General features: G+C 70.6%; 18 protein-coding genes. 9 read left to right on the top strand and 9 right to left on the bottom strand.

The genetic code is table 11. The features are described from left to right. Window positions 1-8: 8 nt before the first annotated feature. Window positions 9-620, bottom strand: coding sequence for a signal peptidase I (gene lepB, locus EDF24_RS05685; RefSeq protein WP_123701387.1), 612 nt, complete (start codon window positions 618-620; stop codon window positions 9-11). Beyond that, entirely contained in the window at window positions 617-1,084 is a 468-nt protein-coding gene (locus tag EDF24_RS05680; RefSeq protein WP_132046695.1) for a hypothetical protein, read from the bottom strand. The genes lepB and EDF24_RS05680 overlap by 4 nt, the downstream gene beginning before the upstream one ends. A gap of 264 nt (window positions 1,085-1,348) precedes the next feature. Here EDF24_RS05680 and EDF24_RS05670 point away from each other — a divergent pair, with 264 nt between their 5' ends. Then, a complete protein-coding gene (locus tag EDF24_RS05670; protein WP_123701384.1) occupies window positions 1,349-2,233 on the top strand; it encodes a VOC family protein in 885 nt (294 codons plus the stop codon). A gap of 141 nt (window positions 2,234-2,374) precedes the next feature. Further along, complete coding sequence (locus EDF24_RS05665; protein ID WP_123701383.1) at window positions 2,375-2,941, top strand: GNAT family N-acetyltransferase; 567 nt, start codon at window positions 2,375-2,377, stop codon at window positions 2,939-2,941. A gap of 105 nt (window positions 2,942-3,046) precedes the next feature. On the opposite strand, the gene EDF24_RS05660 is transcribed toward EDF24_RS05665, so the two are convergent. Continuing rightward, window positions 3,047-4,576, bottom strand: a complete 1,530-nt coding sequence (locus EDF24_RS05660) for a catalase (protein WP_123701382.1) — start codon at window positions 4,574-4,576, stop codon at window positions 3,047-3,049. A 103-nt stretch (window positions 4,577-4,679) separates the two neighbouring features. Continuing rightward, a complete protein-coding gene (locus EDF24_RS05655; RefSeq protein ID WP_123654418.1) occupies window positions 4,680-5,123 on the bottom strand; it encodes a Fur family transcriptional regulator in 444 nt (147 codons plus the stop codon). Between the two features lie 215 nt (window positions 5,124-5,338). Here EDF24_RS05655 and EDF24_RS05650 point away from each other — a divergent pair, with 215 nt between their 5' ends. After that, window positions 5,339-6,139, top strand: coding sequence for a cytochrome c oxidase assembly protein (locus EDF24_RS05650; RefSeq protein ID WP_185021566.1), 801 nt, complete (start codon window positions 5,339-5,341; stop codon window positions 6,137-6,139). Between the two features lie 263 nt (window positions 6,140-6,402). Here the strand turns inward: EDF24_RS05650 and EDF24_RS05645 are convergent, their stop codons facing one another. Beyond that, window positions 6,403-8,034: a DHA2 family efflux MFS transporter permease subunit gene (locus EDF24_RS05645; RefSeq protein ID WP_123654420.1), complete on the bottom strand. Its 1,632-nt coding sequence runs from the start codon at window positions 8,032-8,034 to the stop codon at window positions 6,403-6,405. After that, entirely contained in the window at window positions 8,031-8,639 is a 609-nt protein-coding gene (locus EDF24_RS05640; RefSeq protein ID WP_243698158.1) for a PadR family transcriptional regulator, read from the bottom strand. The genes EDF24_RS05645 and EDF24_RS05640 overlap by 4 nt, the downstream gene beginning before the upstream one ends. Window positions 8,640-8,784: 145 nt before the next feature. Between EDF24_RS05640 and purS the strand changes: the two genes are divergently transcribed. From purS to EDF24_RS05620, 4 genes are read left to right on the top strand one after another with little or no spacing between them, the layout of a single operon-like run. Continuing rightward, window positions 8,785-9,039, top strand: a complete 255-nt coding sequence (gene purS, locus EDF24_RS05635; protein WP_123654421.1) for a phosphoribosylformylglycinamidine synthase subunit PurS — start codon at window positions 8,785-8,787, stop codon at window positions 9,037-9,039. 5 nt (window positions 9,040-9,044) lie between these two features. Further along, the gene (purQ, locus tag EDF24_RS05630) at window positions 9,045-9,740 is read left to right on the top strand and encodes a phosphoribosylformylglycinamidine synthase subunit PurQ (RefSeq protein ID WP_123654422.1); all 696 of its coding nucleotides are present in this window, start codon (window positions 9,045-9,047) and stop codon (window positions 9,738-9,740) included. A gap of 50 nt (window positions 9,741-9,790) precedes the next feature. Then, window positions 9,791-12,172: a phosphoribosylformylglycinamidine synthase subunit PurL gene (gene purL, locus EDF24_RS05625; RefSeq protein ID WP_123701476.1), complete on the top strand. Its 2,382-nt coding sequence runs from the start codon at window positions 9,791-9,793 to the stop codon at window positions 12,170-12,172. 6 nt (window positions 12,173-12,178) lie between these two features. Further along, window positions 12,179-13,099, top strand: coding sequence for a 2-hydroxyacid dehydrogenase (locus tag EDF24_RS05620; protein WP_123701380.1), 921 nt, complete (start codon window positions 12,179-12,181; stop codon window positions 13,097-13,099). Between the two features lie 95 nt (window positions 13,100-13,194). Here the strand turns inward: EDF24_RS05620 and EDF24_RS05615 are convergent, their stop codons facing one another. After that, the gene (locus EDF24_RS05615) at window positions 13,195-14,268 is read right to left on the bottom strand and encodes a beta-propeller fold lactonase family protein (RefSeq protein ID WP_123701379.1); all 1,074 of its coding nucleotides are present in this window, start codon (window positions 14,266-14,268) and stop codon (window positions 13,195-13,197) included. Beyond that, window positions 14,265-14,570: a chorismate mutase gene (locus EDF24_RS05610; protein WP_123654425.1), complete on the bottom strand. Its 306-nt coding sequence runs from the start codon at window positions 14,568-14,570 to the stop codon at window positions 14,265-14,267. Before EDF24_RS05610 ends, EDF24_RS05615 begins: the two co-directional genes overlap by 4 nt. A gap of 114 nt (window positions 14,571-14,684) precedes the next feature. Between EDF24_RS05610 and EDF24_RS05605 the strand changes: the two genes are divergently transcribed. Beyond that, window positions 14,685-15,089, top strand: a complete 405-nt coding sequence (locus EDF24_RS05605; protein WP_123701378.1) for a DUF1304 domain-containing protein — start codon at window positions 14,685-14,687, stop codon at window positions 15,087-15,089. 69 nt (window positions 15,090-15,158) lie between these two features. Here EDF24_RS05605 and EDF24_RS05600 read toward each other — a convergent pair whose 3' ends face one another. After that, window positions 15,159-16,175 (bottom strand): iron-siderophore ABC transporter substrate-binding protein, encoded by a 1,017-nt coding sequence (locus EDF24_RS05600; RefSeq protein WP_260233357.1) that lies wholly within the window; start codon window positions 16,173-16,175, stop codon window positions 15,159-15,161. Window positions 16,176-16,233: 58 nt separating this feature from the next. On the opposite strand from EDF24_RS05600, the gene EDF24_RS05595 reads away from it, so the two are divergent. Continuing rightward, complete coding sequence (locus EDF24_RS05595) at window positions 16,234-17,109, top strand: shikimate dehydrogenase (RefSeq protein ID WP_123701377.1); 876 nt, start codon at window positions 16,234-16,236, stop codon at window positions 17,107-17,109. The last annotated feature ends 12 nt before the right edge of the window (window positions 17,110-17,121 follow it).

Below are 17,121 nucleotides of genomic sequence, written 5' to 3'. Positions count from 1 at the left end.
TACCGCGATCAGTTCGGGTCCGGTACCGCGTCCCATTCGTTGCCGTAGCGCGACAGCGTCGACCACCGACTGATCGGCCAGGTGATGACGAAGGCGCGGCCGACGATGTCCGACTCCGGTACGGGGCCGTGCACCCGCGAGTCCGCGGAGTTGTACCGGTTGTCGCCCATCACCCAGATCTTGCCCGCCGGGACGGTCTCGGTGAAGTCGGTCGACACGCGATCCGATCCCTGGTCGTGCAGGACGTACGGTTCGTCGACCGCGTGCCCGTTCACCTGCAGTCGTCCCTGCGCGTCACAGCACGAGACCGTGTCGCCCGGCAGTCCGATCACCCGCTTGATGAGGTCGTCACCGAGTCCCGGCCCGAGCCAGCCGCCCGGGTCCTTGAAGACGACGACGTCACCGCGCTGCAGGCCGACGGCCTTCGGGACGAGCTCGTTGACGAGCACCCGGTCCCCCACGAGCAGCGTGTTCTCCATCGACGCCGAGGGGATGTAGAACGAGCGCACCAGGTACGCCTTGACGAGGAACGACGCGAGCAGCGCGGCCACGACGATGATCACGAGGTCCCGCAGGAACCGCCAGTTCGACCGTTTGCCGGTCGTCGAGGATCCGCTCAATGCGTCAACACCACCTTCACGAGGCCGATCACGAAGGCCACGGCGGCGAGCACGATGCCGCCCCACAGCCCGAGGAACGTCGGGCGCTTGCCGCTGAACCGCTGCATGAACACGCCGACCATGCCGATGCGGACGACGAGGATCACGAGCGCTGCCGTCTGCGCCCACGGCGCCGGGATCCAGCCGATCCACGCCGCGGCGTAGAGCACCGCGGGGATCAAGCCGGAGGTGGCGATCGGGTTCGCGTTGCGCACGATGCTCACGACGGACTCGCGACGGACGTCGTCGTCGGTCTCGTCGTCGCCGATGCCGTGGGCGACGAGGTGTGAGAGCACGTGCGCCAGGTACGTCAGGACCGCCGTCGCGAGCACCGCCCACACCGCCGAGCCGTGGTGGATCGCCTCGGGGTCGACGGCGATGGCAGCAGCGAGCACGGTGATGTTCCCGTAGATGTACGAGGACATCCGGTCGCGCATCTGCGCAACGGGGAACGCCCGCCCGCCCGGGCCCCGCCCGTCCGGGCCCCGCCCGTCCGGGCCCCGCCGGTCCGGACCCTGCCCGTCCGGACCCCGACCGCGGGGAGGTCGGGCGCGATCGGTGGCGCGTCGTGAGCGTGGCATCCCTCCATCTTGGCCCTGCCCGACCGCGCTCCGCCGACAGGACGCCGAGTGCGATGCTGAGGGCGACATTTGGTTGACGCGTCAACTATTTGGGCGGACACTGGTCCCATGCACACGCAGGACCTCCTCGCCGCCGACACCGGGATGGGCGCCGTCACGCTCCGGGTCGCGAACCTCGACCGGATGATCGGCTACTACCGCGAGGGCATCGGACTGTCGCTCTTCGCGAACGACGGCGGCGTCGCCGTCCTCGGACGGCCGTCCCCATCAGGCGTCGCCGTGCCGATCGTGATCCTCGAGCACTCCCCCGCGCTCGCACACGCCGGCGCCCACGAGGCCGGCCTGTTCCACACCGCGATCCTCTTCGACACGAAGGCCGACCTCGCGGCCGCCCTGTACTCGGTCGCCACGAAGTACCCGCAGACGTTCACCGGCAGCGCCGACCACCTGGTCAGCTTCGCGTTCTACTGCACGGACCCCGAGGGCAACGGCGTCGAGCTCTACTGGGACCGCGACCGCACCGCGTGGTCGTGGACGCACGGCATGGTCGACATGGACACGAAGTACGTGGACCCGAACGCCTTCCTGCAGGAGCACCTGACGTCCTCCGCGCTGGAGTCCACAGCGACCACCCCTGGCCGGGTCGGACACGTGCACCTGTCGGTCGGCGACGTCACCGCCGCGAAGGACTTCTACGTCGACAAGCTCGGCTTCGCGACGACGGCGGGCTGGGGCGAGGCACTCTTCGTCAGCGCTGGCGGGTACCACCACCACATGGCGATGAACACGTGGAACTCGCGCGGAGCCGGACGGCGGCAACTCGCGCTCGGGCTCGGCCTCGTCCGCATCGAGGTCCCCGGCACGGACGACCTGGGCGCGCTGACGACCCGGATGCGCGACCACGGCGTGCAGACCGCGGACGACGGGCGGACGGTCGCGCTCGAGGACCCGTGGTCGAACCGCATCGAGGTGACGGCCCCCGGCCGAGGCTGACGCCTGTCGCGTTCCGGGATCACTCCACAGCCCCGAGGAGCCGTTTCGTGATGCCCATGGTGGTCCCTGCCGATCCGCGAGCGCTTCGCAGTGACGTCCAACAGCGCAAGCCCCTCGGGAGCCGTCGGGCAGGATGGACGCATGAGCGACGACATCCGGTGGGAGGTGGTCGAGGAGAGCACGCTGACCCTCCCCGACCACGAGGCGATCGCGGCGATGCTGGGGCAGGCGTTCCCGGACTGGTCGCACTGGTACGTGGGCGGCCGCAGCTGGTCCGGCATGCAACCCGAACGCCGGGTGATCGCGCGCGATGCGGACGGGGTGGTCCTCGCGCACGTCGGCATCCGGCGGATGTTCGTCACGGTCGGCGGCGAGGACGTCCTCGTGGGTGACACCGGCCTCGTGGCCGTCTCCCCTCGGCTGCAGGGCACCGGCGTCGGCCGCGAACTCATGACCAGGACACACGCCGTGCTCGACGGGCTCCGCGTTCCCTACGGGTTCCTCGGCGCAGGGGAGAACCGGATCCCGTTCTACAGCCACCTCGGCTGGCACGAGTTCCCGGAGGCGGTCGGCACGTTCTCGGCGTTCACCGCCGAGGGCGCCGGCGTCAGCAACACCGAGCAGGGCGGCTGGATGGTGCGGTCGGTGACCGCAGCACTCGAGGACTGGCCGGCAGGCCCCATCTGGCTGAACGGCCAGCAGGTCTAGCAGACGGCCAGCAGGTCTCGCAGGTCCAGCAGGTCTCGACCCAACCAACGGACGGGAGGCACGGTGCCAGCTGGCACCGTGCCTCCCGTCCGTGGAGATCGGGGCTTACGCCTCGACCGCGACCTTCTCCGGGTCCTCGTTCGAACCCGGCGCGCTCGGCGCGACCGCGGCGCGCACACGCGCACCGAGGTCGGCGTCGACGTTCGTCCAGTACGCGAAGACGCGCTCACGCAGGTCGTCGCGCGTCACCTTGGAGACGTGACCGGCGATGTTGCCGACCAGGCGCTCGCGGGCGGCGTCGTCGAGGACCTCGCGGTACATCGTGCCGGCCTGACCGAAGTCGTCGTCCTCCGGGTGGAGGGTCGCCGCGGAACGCTGCAGCGCACCGTCGGACTCCCAGCCGGGGGCGTCGTCGGTCGCGGCGGGGTCGGCGTGTGCGCCACCGAGGGAGTTCGGCGCGTACACGGGGACCTCGGACTTCTGGAAGTCGAAGCGCATCGCGCCGTCCTTCGAGTACGAGTGCACCTCGTTCTTCGGCGCGTTCACCGGCAGCTGCGCGTGGTTCGTGCCGACGCGGTACCGCTGGGCGTCCGCGTAGCTGAAGATGCGCGCGAGGAGCATCTTGTCCGGGCTCGCCGCGATGCCGGGCACGAAGTTCGACGGCGCGAAGGTGGCCTGCTCGATCTCGGCGAAGTAGTTCTCCGGGTTGCGGTTCAGCTCCATCGTGCCGACCTCGATGAGGGGGTAGTCCGCGTGCGGCCACACCTTCGTCAGGTCGAACGGGTTGAAGCGGTAGGACGCGGCGTCCTCGTAGGGCATGACCTGCACCTTGAGGGTCCAGCGCGGGTTGTCGCCACGCTCGATCGCTGCGTGGAGGTCGCGGATGTGGAAGTCCGCGTCCTCGCCGGCGATGCGGTCGGCGTCCTCCTGCGTCAGGGTCGCGTGGCCCTGCTCGGTGAGGAAGTGGTACTTCACCCAGAAGCGCTCGCCCTCGGCGTTGACCCACTGGTACGTGTGCGACCCGAAGCCGTCCATGTTCCGCCACGAGGCCGGCAGACCACGGTCGCCCATCAGCCACGTGACCTGGTGCGCGGACTCGGGCGAGAGCGTCCAGAAGTCCCACTGCATGTCGTGGTCGCGGAGGTGCGAGCCGGGCAGACGCTTCTGCGAGCGGATGAAGTCGGGGAACTTGATGCCGTCGCGGATGAAGAACACCGGGGTGTTGTTGCCGACGAGGTCGTAGTTGCCCTCGGTCGTGTAGAACTTCAGCGCGAAGCCGCGGGGGTCGCGCCAGGTGTCCGGGGAGCCCTGCTCGCCGGCGACGCTGGAGAAGCGGGCGAGCATCTCGGTCTGCTGTCCGGGCTGCAGGAACGCGGCGCGGGTGAAGCGGCTGACGTCCTGCGTGACGGTGAAGGTGCCGAAGGCGCCGCCGCCCTTCGCGTGGACGACCCGCTCCGGGACGCGCTCACGGTTGAACTGGGCGAGCTTCTCGACGAGGTAGTGGTCGTGGAGGGCGAGGGGCCCGTCCGCGCCGACGCCCATGGAGTGCTGGTCACTCGACACGGGGGCGCCGCTGTTGGTGGTCGTGGTGGGGGTGCCGGCCGGCTGGCCGGGCGTCGTGTTCTGGTCGGACACGGGTCCTCCTCGGTTGGAACGGTTGTGCGGTCAGGGGTGCTTCGGGTGGTCGGTGGGGCGGTTGCGCTGGTGCTCGCGCTCGCGCCGGTTCGTGCTGGCGCGGCTAGGCCGTGACGGGCTCGGCGTCGTCGCGCTCGGCCGCCGCACACTGCTCGCAGATCCCCCAGTAGGTGACCTCGGCGGTGGTGACGGCGAACCCGTGCGCATCCGACGGGGTCAGGCACGGCGAGTGCCCGACGGCGCAGTCGACGTCCGCGATGGTGCCGCACATGGTGCACACGATGTGGTGGTGGTTGTCGCCGGTGCGGCGTTCGTAGCGTGCGGGGCTGCCGGCCGGTTCGATCCGGCGGACGAGCCCGACGCCGGTCAGCGCCGCGAGGACGCCGTAGACCGCCTGGTGGCTGGTGGTCGGGAGCTCCGCCGCGAGTGCGGTGACGATGTCGTCGGCCGTCGCGTGCGGCATCGTCTCGGTCGCACGGAGGACCGCGAGCCGCGGGGTCGTGACGCGGAGACCGGCGGTGCGGAGCAGGTCTGCATCGGCGTCCATGGGGTCCCCTTCTTTTGCAGCAATCAAGACAACACCACTGTACACGGTTCTGCTCCTGAACCGGTTCTCACGGCGGACGGCCCCGATCCACCCGGTCGTGCGCGGAGGATTGTCGGTGCAGCGACCACAGGAGGCACCCCACGCCGTCACCGTCCGAGTTCTGGAGCACCTGGCACCTCGACCCCCTCGCCGCGGTCCTGATCGCCGTCGCCGGCGTGACGTACGGCTGGTGGGTCGTCGGCGCACACCGACGCGGCGCGCCCTGGCCGTGGTGGCGGACGCTGTCCTTCGCCGGAGCCCTGGTCCTGTTCGGGATCCTGCAGTTCGGCATCGTCGGCGTCTACGACCAGACCCTGCGGTGGGCGTTCGTGCTGCGGCTCTCGCTGCTCTTCTTCGCGGTCCCCACGTTCGCCGCGTTCGCAGCGCCGGTCACGTTGCTCCGGACGGGAGGCCCGGATCGGCTCGCCCGCGGAGCCTCCGTCCTGATGGGGTCGCGTCCGGTGCGCGTGCTCGGCAACGCGATCGTGTCGCCACTGGTCGCACTCGCGCTGTTCTGCCTCCTGCTGACACCGCTGTCGGCGGCGATCCGGACGTCCTCGGTCTGGGCCATCGCCATCACGGTGCTCGTCCCGGTGCTCGGGTTCGGGCTGCTCGCGCCGCTGTCCGAGCCCGGGGTGCTGCGCTCGTCGACGTTCGTCACGGCGGAGTTCCTGCTCGCGTTCGTGGAGTTGATGCTCGACGCGATCCCGGGCATCGTGCTGCGGATCACCGACCACGTGCTGGACGGTGCGACGCGGATGGCCGTCGGGCCGGGGTGGTTCCCGTCGCCGCTGCGTGACCAGCACCTCGCCGGAGACCTGCTGTGGTTCATCGCCGAGGTCGCGGACATCCCGGTGCTGATCTCGCTGTTCGTGCGGTGGCAGCGGACCGACCGCCGCGAGGCCCGCGCCGTCGACGCCCTCTCCGACGAGGAGATGGAGGCGCTCACGCGGGCGCACCTGTCCCGCCGCGGGTGAGCGCCGCGCGCCGGCGGGTCGGGTGGCGCGGCTGCGGGGCGTCGCGAAGGGTCGACTCGGAACGACAGGCCCGCTGTCGTACGACAACGACCTCGTCGTCAGGCGGTGTGCGCAACTGTTGCGCACGCCTGCGGACGACAGGACCGCTGTCGTACGACAGCGGTGTTGTCGCGCCGGGCCGAGCGGAGCAGGCCGAACGCGCCGGGCCAGGCACGACGGAGCCCCCGTCCACCGAGGTGGGCGGGGGCTCCGGGTGGCGCGGGTCACACGTCGGCGTGACGACCGTGGTGATCGGACGCGGCGAGCTCCGCTTCGGGGCTCGTCGGCGCGGCACCGGCGGCGTGCGAGCCGTGCTCGGCGCGGGCCGGCTCTTCCGGGGCGCCGGGCTGCGTCGCGACCGCACCGGTCTGCGCCCAGGCGACGGTCTGCTTCGGCTTCGCCAGGAACAGCGCGGCGACGATGGCCACCACGAGGACGACCGCCGGCAGGATCAGCGACTGCCCCATGGCCTTCGAGAACGGGTCGAGCAGGAAGGACGGCAGCGAACCGACCTGCTGCTCGGCGCCGCCCGCGGACGACCCACCTGTGGAGGACGGGAAGTTCGCGGTGATGCGGGCCTCGATCAGGGCGGCGATGCCGGCCGAACCGAGCACCGCACCGATCTGGCGCGTGGTGTTGTACACGCCCGAGCCGGCACCGGCGAGGCGCGGCGAGAGGTTCCGCGTCGCGGAGACCGACAGCGGACCCCACATGCAGGCGTTGGCGATGCCGAGCAGGGCGCTCGGCAGCAGGATGACCTGCCAGCCGGCGTTCGCCGCGACGAGGCCGGCGAACCAGAACAGACCACCCGAGAAGCAGGCGAGACCGAACGCGGCGACCCAGCGCGGGTTCCAGCGGTTGAGGTTCTTGCCGACCAGCGGTGCGAGGGCCGCGGAGAGCACGGCCATCGGGACGAGGAGCAGCGCGGCCTGCGTCGGGCTGAAGTCCTTGACGTCCTGCGCCCAGAGCATCAGCGGGAGGGCGAACGAGGAGATCGCGACGCCGACGGCCGTGATCGCGATGTTCGCGAGCGTGAAGTTGCGGTCCTTGAAGAGCCCGAGCGGCAGCAGCGGCTCGGTCTTCTGCACGCCCTGCCAGACCACGAACGCGGCGAGCACGACGAGGCCGGCGATGATGAGCGCCCAGACGGAGATCGGACCGGCGATGGTGCCCCAGTCGTAGGTCTCGCCTTCCTGGATGCCGAAGACGAGCAGGAACATGCCGACCGCGGAGAGCACGATGCCGAGGTAGTCGAAGCGGTGCTGGTGCCGGTCGAACGAGGGCACGAAGCGCTGCGCGAGGACGAACGCGACGACGCCGACGGGGACGTTCACGAAGAAGATCCACTCCCAGCCGAAGCCGTCGACGAGCAGGCCGCCCGCGATCGGACCGACGAGGGAGGCGATGCCCGCGGTGGCACCCCACAGGCCCATGGCCGCGCCACGGTTCTGCGGCGGGAACATCCGCGTGATGACGGACATCGTCTGCGGGGTCATCATCGCGGCGCCGAGGCCCTGCACGACGCGGGCGACGATGAGCATCTCGATCGAGCCGGAGAGCCCGCACCAGAGGCTGGCGAGCGTGAAGACCACGAGGCCGACCTGGTACAGGACCTTCGGGCCGAACCGGTCACCGAGGCGTCCGGTGATGAGCAGCGGGACCGCGTAGGCGAGGAGGTAGGCGCTGGTCACCCAGATCACGGCGTTGATGTCCGCGTCCAGCTTCTGCGCGATGGTGGGGGTGGCGACGGACACGATGGTCGAGTCGACGAGGATCATGAAGAAGCCGACGACGAGCGCCCAGAGCGCGGGCCACGGCTTCTTCTCGGTCGTCCGCGGGGGCGTGACGGTGGTCATCGAGTGGTTTCCTTGCTGTTCGTGGTGATGTCGTCGGGGACGGCCGGACCGTCCCAGGGGATGTCGCCGCTCGCGATCCGGTCGGCCGTGGCGGAGAGCCACTCGATCTGCGTCGTGAGCATGGCACGGACGTACGCCACGTCCAGGCGGAAGCGTTCCGCGAGGCCCTTGGCGCGCATGTCCGCGAGTCCCTGGTCGTAGAAGGCCAGTTCGTCACGGAGCGCCGCCACTCGCACCCGGACGGCATCGACCGCCTCGGGCACGGGGAGGTTCTCGATCTCCGCGAGGGCGAGGTGGAACTCCGGGTACTCCTCGGCGGGCTCGGCGACCATGCGTCGGAGCCCGTCGCGGAGCGCGGAACGCCCGGCGTCGGTGATGGCGTAGGTGGTGCGTTCGGGGCGGTTGCCGTCCCGGTCGGTCCCGACGACCTCGGCCAGGCCGAGCTCCGTGAGACGGCCGACCTGGTGGTAGAGCGTGCCGGGCCGCACCTTGACGTGTCGGTCGTCCTTGCGGTGGATCATCGTCTGGAACATCTCGTAGGGGTGCATCGGCCCCTCGGCGAGGAGGCCGAGCGAGGCGAACGCGAGCGGCGTGAGCGACGTCACACGAGCCTCCAGTCAGATGTTCCGGGTGGACTATTCGAGTTGGAATATACGCGTTGGAGGAGTTCTTCACAACCGGTCGCGCGCGCCGCGCGCGCCGCATAGACTGATGCGGTCCCCACCCGACCCCCCGTGCTGGAGTGAACACGTGCCAACGATCGTCGTCGAGGTCATGCCGAAGGCCGAGATCCTCGACCCCCAGGGCAAGGCGGTGGGCAACGCCCTCGCCCGCCTCGGCAAGAACGACCTGACCAACGTCCGCATCGGCAAGCGATTCGAGGTGACCGTCGACGGCCCCGTCGACGACGCCAAGCTCGCCGAGGTCCGCGAGATCGCGGCCGACATCTTCTCCAACGCCGTGATCGAGGACGTCGTCTCGGTCAGCGTCGCCGACGCGGAGTGACCTCCATGCGCATCGGTGTCATCACGTTCCCCGGTTCGCTCGACGACCGCGACGCCCAGCGCGCCGTGCGTCTCGCCGGCGCCGACCCCGTCGCGCTGTGGCACGGCGACCACGACCTGCAGGGCGTCGACGCCATCGTGCTCCCCGGCGGGTTCTCCTACGGCGACTACCTCCGTGCCGGAGCGATCGCCGCCAAGGCGCCGATCATGGCCGAGGTCATCGACGCCGCGGGCAAGGGCATGCCGGTCCTCGGGATCTGCAACGGCTTCCAGATGCTCGCGGAAGCGCGCCTGGTCCCCGGCGCCCACACCCGCAACGCGCACCAGCAGTTCATCCGCCGCGACCAGAAGCTCCGCGTCGAGAACGCCGGCACCGCCTGGACCTCCGGGTTCACCGCGCAGCAGGAGATCACCATCCCGCTGAAGAACGCCGACGGCCGCTTCGTCGCGGACGCCGACGAGATCAAGCGCATCGAGGACAACGGCCAGGTCGTGTTCCGCTACCTCGGCGTGAACCCGAACGGGTCCATCGACGACATCGCCGGCGTCTCGAACGAGCGCGGCAACGTCGTCGGCCTGATGCCGCACCCCGAGCACGCGACCGAGCCCGGCTTCGGCCCGGACACCCCCGCGGCGATGGCCTCCGGCACGGACGGCCTCACCTTCTTCACCTCCGTGATCGAGTCGACGCTCGTCAAGTGACCGAGCCGACCGACGTGACCGACTCCACTGCAGCAGGGAACGACAACACCGTGACGACCTTCGTGCGCCCCGAGCCCGACACCGTCCAGGACGCCGCAGCGACGCCCGACAAGGACCAGCCCTACGAAGCCCTCGGGCTCAAGGCGGACGAGTACGCGAAGATCCGCGAGATCCTCGGCCGCCGCCCCACCTCGGGTGAGCTGGCGATGTACTCCGTGATGTGGTCGGAGCACTGCTCGTACAAGTCGAGCAAGAACTACCTCCGGCAGTTCGGCAAGAAGGTCACGCCGGAGATGACCAAGAACCTGATGGTCGGCATGGGCGAGAACGCCGGTGTGGTCGACGTCGGCAACGGCTGGGCGGTGACCTTCAAGGTCGAGTCGCACAACCACCCCTCCTACGTCGAGCCGTACCAGGGTGCTGCCACCGGTGTCGGCGGCATCGTCCGCGACATCATCTCGATGGGCGCCCGCCCGGTCGCCGTGATGGACCAGCTCCGCTTCGGCGCGATCGACCACGAGGACACGGCGCGCGTCGTGCACGGCGTGGTCGGCGGCATCTCGTTCTACGGCAACTGCCTCGGCCTGCCGAACATCGGCGGCGAGACCTACTTCGACTCCGTGTACCAGGGCAACCCGCTGGTCAACGCGCTCGCGGTCGGCGTGCTGCGTCACGAGGACCTGCACCTGGCGAACGCCTCCGGCGCCGGCAACAAGGTCGTCCTCTTCGGCGCCCGCACCGGCGGCGACGGCATCGGCGGCGCGTCGATCCTGGCGTCCGACACCTTCACCGAGGGCGGCCCCACCAAGCGCCCCGCCGTGCAGGTCGGCGACCCGTTCGCCGAGAAGGTCCTCATCGAGTGCTGCCTCGAGCTGTTCCAGAAGGAGCTCGTCGAGGGCATCCAGGACCTCGGCGCCGCCGGCATCTCCTGCGCCACCTCGGAACTCGCCAGCAACGGCGACGGTGGCATGCACATCTCGCTCGACGACGTCCTGCTGCGCGACCCCACGCTCACCGCCGAGGAGATCCTCATGTCGGAGAGCCAGGAGCGCATGATGGCGGTCGTCCGCCCCGACAAGCTCGACGCCTTCCTGGCCGTCGTCGACAAGTGGGAGGTCGAGACCAGCGTCCTCGGCGAGGTCACCGGCACCGGCCGCCTCGTCATCGACTGGCAGGGCAAGGAGATCGTGAACGTCGACCCGCGCACGGTCGCCGTCGACGGTCCGGTCTACGACCGCCCGGTCGCGTACCCGACCTGGATCGACGCCCTGCAGGCCGACGGCGCGGACTCGCTCGACCGCCCGGAGACGGGTCCGGCGCTCAAGGCGCAGTTCCTCCAGCTCCTCGGCTCGCCGAACCTGTCGTCGAAGAACTGGGTCACGAACCAGTACGACACCTACGTGCTCGGCAACACCGCGCTCTCCTTCCCGGACGACGGTGGCATGATCCGCGTCGACGAGGAGACCGGGCTCGGCGTCGCGATCGCCACCGACGCCAACGGCCGCTACTGCCAGCTCGACCCGAAGCAGGGCGCGCGTCTGGCCCTCGCCGAGGCGTACCGGAACGTCGCCGTCACCGGTGCCGTTCCCGCGGCGGTCACCGACTGCCTGAACTTCGGCTCCCCGGAGAACCCCGAGGTCATGTGGCAGTTCTCCGAGGCCGTTGAGGGCCTCGCGGACGGCTGCATGGAGCTCGGGATCCCGGTCACCGGCGGCAACGTGTCGTTCTACAACCAGACCGGGTCGACCCCGATCCACCCGACCCCGGTCGTCGGTGTGCTCGGCGTGATCGACGACGTCGCACTCCGGATCCCGTCCGGCTGGCAGGACGACGGTCACAACATCTACCTGCTCGGCACGACGAACCTCGAGCTGGACGGCTCCGCATGGGCCGGCACGGTGCACGGTCACCTCGGTGGTCGGCCGCCGCGCGTCGACCTCGCGCGCGAGAAGGCACTCGCCGAGCTCGTGCACGCCGCTGCGGACGAGCAGCTCCTGACGAGCGCCCACGACCTCGCGGACGGCGGCCTCGGCCAGTCGCTCGCCGAGTCGGTCCTGCGCTTCGGCGTCGGTGCACGCGTCGTGCTCGACGAGCTCGAGAGCCGTGACGGCGTCGACACCGCGACGGCGCTCTTCTCGGAGTCGACGGCCCGCGTCATCGTGACCGTCCGCCGTGAAGACGACGTCCGCTTCCAGGGTCTCTGCAACGGCCGGGGCTTCCCGGTGCTCCGCATCGGCGTGACCGACGGCACCTCGCAGGCGCTCGAGGTCCAGGGCGCGTTCGAAGCGACCGTGGAGGAGCTCCGTGGCACGCACGGCGCGACCCTGCCCGGCCACTTCGGCGACGTGATCCAGGAGGCCGTCACCGAAGGTGTCCTGGGCCGTGGCCCGCTCGCCTCGGACGGCACCTTCTCGCCGCGCACCGACAGCTGATCCCCGGTGCCGATCGTCACGCTGCCCTTCGCTGAACTCGTCGACCGTTTCGGCCCCGTGCCGGACGGCGTCGAGCTCGACGTCTGGGACCTCGAGGCGCCGTACCCGCGCGCTGACGAGGTCGCGGTCACGCTCCTGCCGTTCTACTTCCAGGGGCGCCACCGCTGGCAGTACGTGCACGACCTGCCGAACCTGCAGCTCCTGCAGCTGCCGAGCGCCGGCTACGAGCACGCGGTGCCGCACGTCCCCGGACACGCGCAGCTGGCGAACGGCCGTGGGATCCACGACGACGAGACGGCGGAACTCGCCGTCGGGCTCGCGCTGACGTCCCTCCGCGAACTCGGGCAGTTCCAGTTCGACCGTGCGAAGGGCGTCTGGGACGTCCGGCAGACCCGGTCACTGGCGGACCGACGGGTCACCGTGGTGGGCTACGGCGCGATCGGCGGTGCGATCGCCACCCGGTTCGAGGCGTTCAAGACCGAGGTGACCGTGGTGGCTCGGACCGCCCGCGAGCAGGACGGCCGGCACGTGCACGCGTTCAGCGAGCTGCCCGAGCTCGCGCGGACGACCGACGTGCTCGTGCTCATCACGCCGTTGACGGACGAGACCGAACGACTCGTCGACGCCGATCTCCTCGCCGCACTGCCCGACGGCGCCCTGGTGGTGAACGTCGCGCGCGGCAAGGTCGTGGACACCGACGCCCTCGTCGCCGAGCTCTCGAGCGGCCGGCTGTCCGCCGGGCTCGACGTCACCGACCCCGAACCGCTCCCCGAGGGGCACCCGCTCTGGACCACGCCGAACACGGTGCTGACACCGCACGTCGGCGGCAACACGGACCTCAGCGTGCCGCGGTCCATCGAGCTGATGCGCCGTCAGGTGGCGGCGCTGGCCGAGGGCCGCGCGTTCGAGAACCTCATCGAGGTCTGACCGAGCGCGAGCCGCAAGCCAGCGCGACCCGCAGGTCCGCGGCCCGCAGGCCCGCAGGCCCGCAGGTCCGCAAGCCAGCGCGGCCCGCAGGACCGCTACAGCGGGACGATGCAGGTCGGCGTCCCGACCGGGATCTGCGCGACTGCCTCCCCGGGGACGCCGTCATCACCCACGGGCAGGACCGCGATCGCGTCCGACATCTGGTTCGCGACCAGGACGTACCCGGGCACCCGGGCGAAGTGCCGCGGCCACACACCGCCGCACGGTGCGGACCCGACGAGCGTCAGCCCGCCGTCCGCGGCGTCCAGCACGACGATCACGTCACGTCCACGGACGGCGACGACCACGCGGCCGTCCTCGTCCACCTCGATGTGGCTGAGGAGCGACTCGCCGACCGGACCGTCGAACGTCGGTGCGGACGCGACGACGCGGAACGCTCCGGACTCGTCACGACGGAGGCGGTGCACGCGACCGTCGAGCTCCCCCGCGACGAACAGGTCGCCGTCGTACCAGGCCATGTGCCGCGGGCCGACGCCGGGCTCGACGTGGTGCACGCGCACCACCTCGAGCGCGACGGACTCCGGACCGAGGTCCACCCGGTACTCGTGCAGTGCGTCCCCGCCGAGGTCCGCGACGAGCAGCGTGCCGTCGGGCGTCGCGATCGACTGGTGGGCGTGCGGCCCCTCCTGCCGGTCCTCGACGGGGCCGGTGGCGTCGGGGAGCACCGCGGTGTCCACGGCGGATTCCGGGACGACGACGGAGTCCCCTGCCCCGTGCGCACCGACGACCCCGTCGCTCGCCAGGACGGACGCGGCGAGTGACTCCGCCGCGGCCAGGGACACGGCCGTGACGGTGCCGGACACGTAGTTCGTGACGACGAGCGCACCGGACGGATCGACACGGACGTGGCACGGGGCGTCCCCGCCGGACGGTGCGTCCCAGAGGTGTTCGAGGGCGGTGCCGCGTCGGCGGAAGGCACTCACGCTGCCGTCGGCGAGCTCGGACACGGCGTACACGCGGTCGCCGGAGACCGCCAGGAACGAGGGGTCGTCCAGCACGGCGACGGTCGAGGCGACCCCGTCCTCGACGACGGAGATGCCGGTCGCGGTGCCGCCGCCGGTGGCGGTGTACGACCCGACGAGCAGCGTGGGCAGCGCCGGAGCGCTCACGCTTCTTCCTCGGCGATCTGCTCGTGGTGGTGGATGACCTCGGCGACGATGAAGTTCAGGAACTTCTCCGCGAACGCCGGGTCCAGATGGGACTCGGCGGCGAGGGAGCGCAGTCGGGCGACCTGGATGCGCTCGCGGTCGGGGTCCGCCGCCGGCATCCCCGCACTGGCCTTGAGGTACCCCACACGCTGGGTGTACTTGAAGCGCTCCGCGAGCATGTGGATCACGGCGGCGTCGATGTTGTCGATGCTCTGCCGGATGCTCTGCAGTTCAGCCACGGCCGCGTCGTCGTACTCGCTCATGTGCCGAGCCTAACGGCGTCCGGCTGGCCGCCAGGTGTCGGTTACGCGAGAGCGCGCCACGTCCGAAGCTGAGTGGGACCTGAGCACCCCTTCGGTGCTGGGACAATGGAACCCATGTCGGTGCTCCTCGTCATCTCGAGTGTGTGCGCGGTCCTCGCTGGACTCGTGCACGTGTACATCTTCTTCCTCGAGTCGGTGGCGTGGACCAGCCCCCGGGTCCGGCGGATCTTCGGCATGGCCTCGGACGCCGAAGCCCGGGCGACGCGAGCCCTCGCGTTCAACCAGGGCTTCTACAACCTGTTCCTCGCGATCGGCGCGGTGCTCGGTGTCCTGTTCGTCGTGACGGGCAGCGCGGTGAGCGGCTGGACGCTGATCGTCTTCTCGACGGCGAGCATGCTCGGCGCCGCGGTGATCCTCGCGGGGACCGGTCGCCGGTACCTCAACTCCGCGTTCGTCCAGGGCTCCCTGCCGCTCATCACGCTGCTCTTCGCGTTCCTCGGCTCGCTCTTCGCGAACTGACCGCACTGCGAACCGACCCGCCCGGGCTCGGCTGCGGGCAACCGGGCCCGGGCGGAACAGCGGCGCTCATCAGCCGAGCTTCGACGCGAACTGGTCCGGCAGGCGCTTGAGCGCCCACTCGATCGCAGCGGTGGTCCCCATCGAGAACGCGGACGAGACGTCCTTGTCGGAGAACACGATGGAGTGGCCGGCCTCGACGGACGGCACCTTCTGGAACAGCGGATCGGACTCTGCCGCCGACGCCTCGACGTAGATCGGCAGGATCACCGTGAGGTCGGCGTTCAGCAGGTCGAGGTTCTCGTCCGAGAGGTGGACGGAGAACTGCTTGCCGGCTTCCTGGTCGATCTTCGCCGGGATCGTGAAGCCCAGGTTCTGCATGAAGGTGGCCCGGCTGTCCGCGGAGGCGTAGGCACCGAAGCCCTCCGACGTGTAGGCACCGATCACCGCGGTCTTGTCCTGGAACTCCGGGTGCGCCTTCCGCGCGGCGGCGTACGCGTCGTCGACGCCGGCGAGCAGCTTCTTGCCCTCGGAGACCTTGCCGAGCGCCTTCGCGATCATCGTGGTCTGCTGCTTCGTCGAGGCGAGGTAGTTCTCCGCGCCCTTCGGGATCGCCACGGTGGGCGCGATCGCGGAGAGCTTGGCGTAGCGGTCCTTGTCGCCGGAGGACTTCACGTCGAGGATCACGTCCGGCTTGAGCTTGAGGATGTCCTCGTAGCTGGGCTCGAGCGTGTTGATGATCTTCGGGGACTTCGTGTACGCACCCTTGAGCCACGGGCCGACGCCGTCGCCGCCGAAGGCGAGCCAGTCGCTGGCACCGACGGGCTGCACGCCGAGTTCGAGTGCGGTCTCGGCGTCGCCCCAGCCGAGGGCGACGACGCGCTTGGGCTGCGAGTCGATCTTCGTCGTGCCGAGTGCCGTGGTGATCGACACCGGGAACTGACCGTCGGCGGAGGACGACGATGCCTCCGGCGAGGTGGTCGACGAGCCGGACGAGCATCCGGCGAGGACGAGCGAGGCGGCCACCACGGCACCGGCGGCGGCGAGTACGCGCCGGAAGCGCTGCTTGGAGAGGGAGGTACGGATCACGAAGGTAAGCCTAACCTAAGGGTCCGCCACGAAACGCGGATGGATAGGCTCTGGACCCGTGGCCACGTCGTACCAGGACCCCGATCGCACACGCCTCGCCGTGCTCGGCTCGCCGATCGCACACTCGCTCTCGCCCACGCTCCACGCAGCGGCCTACGACGTCCTGGGGTTGCCCTTCACGTACGGGAGGCACGAGGTCGCCTCCGGCAGTCTGGACGCGTTCATCGCCGGGCTCGGTCCAGCGCAGCGGGGGCTCAGCCTGACGATGCCGCTGAAGCGCGAGGTGCTCCCGCTGCTCGATCGCACGACACCACTCGTGGACGAGCTCGGGGTCGCCAACACGCTCGCGTTCCGTTCCGAGGGCGGCCGGGTGGTGCGCGCCGGCGCGAACACCGACGTCGAGGGACTGGTCCGTCCGGTCGCCGCCCTCGGGCACGTCCCCGGTGAGGCGACGATCCTCGGCGGCGGGGCGACGGCGGCGAGTGCGCTGACGGCATCGCTCCGCCTCGGCGCCCGTGTCGTCCGGGTGTTCCTCCGCGACACCGCGAAGGCGCGGGACCTCGTCGGCCTCGCGACCCGGCTCGGGATCACGCTCGAGGTGCACCCCCTCGCCGACCTCGAGCAGGCGGGGCCGCTCGGCTTCGTGATCTCGACGCTCCCCGGCGGCGCGGCCGACGAGCTGCCGCTGCGCCCGTCGGGCTCCGACGCGGTGCTCTTCGACGTCGCGTACGAGCCGTGGCCGACCGCGGCGTCCACGCGCTGGGAAGCCGCCGGCGGACGGGTGCTGAACGGCCTGGACATGCTCACCGAGCAGGCGATCGGCCAGATCCGGTTCTTCCTGACCGGCGACGAGGACGAGCTCCTGCCGTCGGAGGCCGCGGTCCGCCGTGCGATGCGCGGCGCCGTCGGCCTGCCCGAGCAGATCGGCGGCTGACCCCGGCCGTCG

The organism is Curtobacterium sp. PhB130 (genome assembly GCF_003755165.1).
Lineage (GTDB): Bacteria > Actinomycetota > Actinomycetes > Actinomycetales > Microbacteriaceae > Curtobacterium.
Note: the sequence above shows the minus strand (reverse complement) of the source record. Positions and strands in the feature narration are given on the sequence as shown.

Excerpts from the sequence above, each read along its gene's own strand:
- EDF24_RS05680 (WP_132046695.1), bottom strand. The coding sequence starts at position 1,084 with ATGTCCTCGTACATCTACGGGAACATCACCGTGCTCGCTGCTGCCATC.
- EDF24_RS05670 (WP_123701384.1), top strand. The coding sequence starts at position 1,349 with ATGCACACGCAGGACCTCCTCGCCGCCGACACCGGGATGGGCGCCGTC.
- EDF24_RS05665 (WP_123701383.1), top strand. The coding sequence starts at position 2,375 with ATGAGCGACGACATCCGGTGGGAGGTGGTCGAGGAGAGCACGCTGACC.
- EDF24_RS05655 (WP_123654418.1), bottom strand. The coding sequence starts at position 5,123 with ATGGACGCCGATGCAGACCTGCTCCGCACCGCCGGTCTCCGCGTCACG.
- EDF24_RS05645 (WP_123654420.1), bottom strand. The coding sequence starts at position 8,034 with ATGACCACCGTCACGCCCCCGCGGACGACCGAGAAGAAGCCGTGGCCC.
- purQ (WP_123654422.1), top strand. The coding sequence starts at position 9,045 with ATGCGCATCGGTGTCATCACGTTCCCCGGTTCGCTCGACGACCGCGAC.
- EDF24_RS05610 (WP_123654425.1), bottom strand. The coding sequence starts at position 14,570 with ATGAGCGAGTACGACGACGCGGCCGTGGCTGAACTGCAGAGCATCCGG.
- EDF24_RS05605 (WP_123701378.1), top strand. The coding sequence starts at position 14,685 with ATGTCGGTGCTCCTCGTCATCTCGAGTGTGTGCGCGGTCCTCGCTGGA.